Origin of the sequence: Halorhodospira neutriphila (assembly GCF_016584055.1) — a bacterium.
In the GTDB taxonomy this organism is placed as follows: domain Bacteria; phylum Pseudomonadota; class Gammaproteobacteria; order Nitrococcales; family Halorhodospiraceae; genus Halorhodospira; species Halorhodospira neutriphila.
Window position 1 is genome coordinate 1 of the sequence record NZ_NRSH01000154.1, and the last position, 4,542, is coordinate 4,542.

4 protein-coding genes are annotated in these 4,542 nt (G+C 73.3%); 3 read left to right on the plus strand and 1 reads right to left on the minus strand.

Annotated features, from left to right (window positions below):
• The first annotated feature begins 239 nt into the window (after positions 1 to 239).
• Together CKO13_RS10755 and CKO13_RS10760 are read left to right on the plus strand one after the other, a co-directional pair.
• The gene (locus CKO13_RS10755; protein WP_200260769.1) at positions 240 to 1,232 is read left to right on the plus strand and encodes a Gfo/Idh/MocA family protein; all 993 of its coding nucleotides are present in this window, start codon (positions 240 to 242) and stop codon (positions 1,230 to 1,232) included.
• A 12-nt stretch (positions 1,233 to 1,244) separates the two neighbouring features.
• Positions 1,245 to 2,354, plus strand: coding sequence for an aminotransferase class I/II-fold pyridoxal phosphate-dependent enzyme (locus CKO13_RS10760; protein ID WP_200260771.1), 1,110 nt, complete (start codon positions 1,245 to 1,247; stop codon positions 2,352 to 2,354).
• Between the two features lie 72 nt (positions 2,355 to 2,426).
• Here the strand turns inward: CKO13_RS10760 and glgC are convergent, their stop codons facing one another.
• A complete protein-coding gene (glgC, locus tag CKO13_RS10765) occupies positions 2,427 to 3,698 on the minus strand; it encodes a glucose-1-phosphate adenylyltransferase (RefSeq protein ID WP_200260773.1) in 1,272 nt (423 codons plus the stop codon).
• A 384-nt stretch (positions 3,699 to 4,082) separates the two neighbouring features.
• On the opposite strand from glgC, the gene CKO13_RS10770 reads away from it, so the two are divergent.
• Positions 4,083 to 4,542, plus strand: a 460-nt coding sequence (locus CKO13_RS10770) for an NBR1-Ig-like domain-containing protein (protein ID WP_200260776.1), incomplete at its 3' end; no start/stop codon positions are given.

The following is a 4,542-nucleotide window of genomic DNA, read 5'->3' on the forward strand; positions in this document are numbered from 1 at the left end:
CCCAGATCCCCGCCCGGGCCCGGCAGGCCGCCCTGGCCCGGGCGGGGATCTGGGTCCGCGCCTTCGACGCGCCGGCCGGCCTGCGCCTCGGCCTCCCGGACAGCGAGCCGGCCTGGGAGCGCCTCGCCCGCGCCCTCGCCGAGGCCGAGCCCGGCCCGGCGTAATGCATTTCGCTTGCGCCCTCTGGTACGCTCTTCGCCAACATTGCGCGCCCCGTCGTCCCTGAAGCCGAGCCGCCCATGACCGCAACCGCCTCCCCGCAACAGCCCGCCCCCCCGCCGCAGGTCGGCGTGATCGGCGCGGGCGGCTGGGGCCGCAACCTCATCGGCAACCTCCACGAGCTCGGCGCCCTGCGGGCGATCGCCGACCCCCAGGAGGCGAACCGGGCGCGCATGGCCGAGCACTACGGCCCGCTGCCCGCCTACCGCGACCACCGGGAGCTGCTCGCGGACCGGCAGATCGACGCCGTGGCCGTCGCCACCCCCGTGGCGACCCACTACGAGGTGGTCCGCGCCTGCCTGGAGGCCGGCAAGGACGTCTTCGTGGAGAAGCCGCTGACGCCCACGCCCGCGGAGGCCTGGGCGCTCGCGGAGCTGGCCGAGGCCGAGGGGCGGGTGCTCATGGTCGGCCACCTGCTGCTCTTCCAGCCGGCCATCCTCTGGCTGCGCGACTTCCTCGCCAGCGGCGCCATCGGCCGCGTGCGCAGCATCCACCAGGAGCGCCTCGGCCTCGGCCGCGCCCGGGACTACGAGAACGCCCTGTGGTGCCTCGGCTCCCACGACGCCGCCGTGCAGCGCTTCCTCCTCGACGCCGCGCCGACGGCGGTGCAGGCCACCGGGCAGTGCATCCTGCAGCCGCAGATCGAGGACGACGTCCACCTCCACCTGCGCTACCCCGGCGGCGTCGAGAGCCACCTGCACTGCTCCTGGCTCTGGCCGGAGAAGCGCCGCTCGCTGGTGATCGTCGGCACCGCGGGCATGGTGACCTACGACGAGCTCCACCAGACCGTCACGCACCACCGCAAGGGCATCGACGAGCGCCTCGAGAACCGCGACGAGGGCGCCGAGGTGGTCTACCACGGCCACGGCCAGCCCCTGCGCCTCGAGCTCGAGCACTTCCTCGAGGCCGTCCGCGAGCGCCGCCCCTGCCGCTCGGACGGGCGCTTCTCCGCGGCCATCGTCGAGCTGCTCGCCGAGGCCACCGAGCAGCTGCGTTCCGCCCCCGCAGGATAGGAGCACTCCCCCGTGCAGATCCCGATCTACAACCCCCGCCCCCAGTACGAGGCCCTGCGCGAGGAGCTCGAGGCCGCCGCCACCGAGCTGCTCGCCTCGGGCGCCTACGTCCTCGGCCCCACCGTCGAGGCCTTCGAGCGCGAGGTCGCCGAGCACCTCGGCTGCCGCCACGCCGTCGGCGTCAACAGCGGCACCGACGCGCTGCTCATCGCCCTGGCCGCAGCCGGCGTGGGGCCCGGCGACGAGGTGGTCACCTCGCCGTTCACCTTCTTCGCCTCCGCCGAGGTGATCAGCCTGCTCGGGGCGACGCCACGCTTCGCCGACATCGACCCGGCCACCTTCAACGTCACCGCCGAGACCCTCGAGGCCGCCTGCAGCGCGCGGACCAAGGCGCTGCTGCCGGTGCACATCTTCGGCCAGGGCCCGGACATGGCCGCGGTCAACGAGCTCGCCCGGCGCCGCGGCCTGCGGGTGGTCGAGGACGTCGCCCAGGCCTTCGGCGCCCGCCAGGGCGGCCGGCGGCTCGGCGCCCTCGGCGATCTCGGCGCCCACTCCTTCTACCCGACCAAGAACCTCGGCGGCTTCGGCGACGGCGGGATGATCACCACCGACGACGACGCCCTCGCCGAGGGCTGCCGGCTGCTGCGCCTGCACGGCTCCAGCCGGCGGGACCACCACCCCCGGATCGGCTACAACTCCCGGCTCGACGCCATGCAGGCGGCGCTGCTGCGGGTCAAGCTCCCCCACGTGGACGGCTGGAACGCCCAGCGCCAGGCGATCGCCGCCGGCTACGACCGGCTGCTCCAGGGCATCAAGGGGGTCACGCCCCCCGTCGCCGCCGCCCACGGCGAGCACGTCTACCACCAGTACACCGTGCGCATCGGCGGCGGGCGGCGCGACGCCGTCCAGCAGATCCTCCAGGAGGCGGGGATCGGCTGCATGGTCTACTACTCGGTGCCGGTCCACCGCCAGCCGGTCTACCAGCCCCTGCAGGCGAGCTGCCCCGAGGCCGAGCGCGCCTGCACCGAGGTGCTCAGCCTGCCGATGTGGCCGGGGATGGGCGAGGAGGCCGTCGAGCGGGTGGCCGAGACCCTGCGCACCGCCGTCCAGGGGCTCGACTAGGGGCTAGGGGCGCCGCGGCGCGGGGCGTGCGCCGCGGAGGCCCGCTCGGGGCGCCCGGCGCCGCGGGCGGCCCTACCGGACGTGGGCCACCTCCTGGCCGAGCATCTCGGCGGTGACGAGCACCACCCCGCCGTCGGTGACGTGGAAGCGCTCGCGGTCGGCGGCCAGGTCCTCGCCGATGGCCGTGCCGGCGGGGATCCGGCAGCCCTCGTCGATCACCGCGCCGTGGATGCGGCTGCCCGCCTCGACGGTCACCCCGGGGAGGACCACCGCCGCCTCGACGTGGGCGCCCGGCTCGACCACCACCTGGGAGAAGAGCACCGAGCGGCGCACCTCGGCGCCGGCGATGATGTTCCCGCCGGAGACCATGGAGTCGATGGCCACGCCGCGCTGCCCCTCCTCGTCGAGGATGAACTTCGCCGGCGGCAGCTGGGCCTGGTAGGTCCAGATCGGCCACTCCTGGTCGTAGAGGTTGAGCTCGGGCTCCTCCTGGATGAGCTCCTGGTTGGCCCGGTAGAAGGCGTCGACGGTGCCCACGTCGCGCCAGTACGCCTGCTGCCCGGTGACGGGGTCGCTGAAGAGGAAGGCGTTGACCCGGTCCCGGGCGATGGCCCGAGGCAGCAGGTCGCGGCCGAAGTCCCGGGAGCTCGCGAAGTCCTCGGCGTCCTCGCGCAGGGCCTGGAAGAGGTAGTCGCGGTTGAAGACGTAGATCCCCATGGAGACGAGGGCCTGGTCCGGCTGGCCGGGCATCGGCTCCGGGTCGGCGGGCTTCTCGGTCAGGGCCGTCACCCGGCCGTCCTCCTCGACGCTCATCACCCCGAAGGCCCGCGCCTGCTCGCGGTCGACCTGGACGCAGCCGACGGTGACGTCGGCGCCGGACTCGGCGTGGCGGGCGATCATGGCGCCGTAGTCCATCTTGTAGACGTGGTCGCCGGCGAGGATGAGCACGTAGCTCGGGTCGTGGGCCTTGATGATGTCGATGTTCTGGTAGACCGAGTCGGCCGTGCCGGAGTACCAGAGGGGCTTGTCCATGCGCTGCTGCGCCGGGATCAGCTCGACGAACTCGCCGAACTCGCCGCGCAGGAAGCCCCAGCCGCGCTGGACGTGCTGGATGAGGGAGTGGGCCTTGTACTGCGTGAGGATGCCGACGCGGCGGATGCCGGAGTTGATGCAGTTCGACAGCGGGAAGTCGATGAGCCGGAACTTGCCGCCGAAGGGGATCGCCGGCTTGGTCCGCCAGTCGGTGAGGCTCGACAGCCGGCCGCCGCGGCCGCCGGCCATGATCAGCGCCAGGGTCTCGCGGGTCAGGCGGCTGACGAAGCGCGGGTTGCTCTCGAGGAACATGCGGCCTCCGGCTCGCGGCTGAATGGCGCCAGGATACCGGGTCCCTGGAGCGCCTCGCCATAGCGGCACCGGGCGCCGGGCGGCAGCGGGCCCGAGTCAGGGCAGTGCAGCCCCCCGTATCGAGCGGGCCGGCCGCCTCGGCCGCGTCCCTCCCGAAACTGCACTGCCCTGACTCGGGCCCGCTACTTCAGTGGCAAATCCTAGCGTCCTGCGCGGCCTCTCGCCAGTAAGCACAGGGAAAAACGTCTACTAATGTAGACAAAAGCAGCGATCATTGCTGCCTCCCTGCCGCTGCCCTGCTGGAGCGTCTAGGATTATTGACAGCCCCCAGGGCAGCTGGGACGGTCGAGCGGACAGGGGACGGAGACCCAGCCGAGGTGCAGGATGCAGGCGGATCTCGAAGGCTATATCCGGCGGGCTGCGCGGCGGCGGGGGCTGCGCCTCACCGAGGTGGCGCGCCGCGCGGGGCTGAGCCGCCAGGCGCTCTACGACGCCTGGCAGCCGGGGCGCTACCCGAGCATCAACACCATCATCAGCCTCGCCGAGGCGCTGGAGCTCCACCCGCTGAGCCTGCTGCAGCGGCTGTTCACCGACACCCCGCAGCCCTCGGTCTACCGCGTCGACGCCAGCGGCCAGGTCGACCGGGGCACCTTCCTCGACGACGGGGGCTGCCCCGACGGCACCCAGGTCCCGGCCGAGGGCCGCTTCCGCAAGGCGTGGATCCTGCAGAACACCGGCGAGCAGCCCTGGCGCGGCCGCCGCCTGGTCTGCCAGGACGGGCAACTGCGGCTGTGCACCGCCGACGGCCACCTCCTACGGCTCAACCCCACCCTGACCCCGGAGG

What these genes read in the sequence shown, in the direction of transcription:
- glgC (WP_200260773.1), bottom strand. Translation starts at nt 3,698, where the DNA reads ATGTTCCTCGAGAGCAACCCGCGCTTCGTCAGCCGCCTGACCCGCGAG.
- CKO13_RS10755 (WP_200260769.1), top strand. Translation starts at nt 240, where the DNA reads ATGACCGCAACCGCCTCCCCGCAACAGCCCGCCCCCCCGCCGCAGGTC.